Annotated in this window: 1 protein-coding gene; it reads left to right on the top strand. The window is 41.9% G+C overall.

Annotated features, from left to right (window positions below; translation table 11 throughout):
- Nucleotides 1–68 precede the first annotated feature (68 nt).
- Nucleotides 69–602, top strand: coding sequence for a dihydrofolate reductase family protein (locus R7E78_RS27785; protein ID WP_318058841.1), 534 nt, complete (start codon nt 69–71; stop codon nt 600–602).
- Nucleotides 603–633: the final 31 nt, after the last annotated feature.

Here is a 633-nt window from a genome sequence, read left to right as displayed (position 1 = left end):
ACATTGTAGAATTAATTTTAAACCAACCTTTAACTTGGCTCAAGCATCATTACTTTGATGAGGTACTCATGGCAAATATCGTATTTATTGCAACCAGTCTGGGCGGTTACATCGCAGATAAACAAGGCAAACTCGACTGGCTACAATCCGTACCAAATCCAGACAACATTGATACTGGCTTCGTCCCACTAATGGAGCGTATAGATGGCTTGGTAATGGGTCGTAATACATTAGATGTCGTACTGAGTTTTGGTTGCAATTGGCCGTACAGCAAGCCCGTGTTCGTACTCAGCAATACCATGACAGAAGTTCCACAAGGCTACGAAGACAAAGTCTTTTTAGTAAAAGGCGAGCTAAAAGATGTACTTGCTGACCTAAATACAAAAGGCTTTAACGAGCTTTACATCGACGGCGGCGTGACGATTCAAAACTTCCTCAAAGAAGATCTTATCGATGAAATGGTGATCACTCGCTTCCCTATCCTACTTGGCGGCGGCGCACCTTTGTTTGGTGATTTGGAACAACCACTCAATTTTAAAGTGATCAAGAGCGAAGTGGTGCTAAGCACCTTAGTTCAAACGACTTACGTGCGTGAAAGGTAATCTACCTAGATAATTTAAACAAAAGAAAAAC

The sequence above is a fragment of the Vibrio sp. YT-19(2023) genome (assembly GCF_033337395.1).
This window is presented reverse-complemented; position numbering and strand designations above follow the sequence as displayed.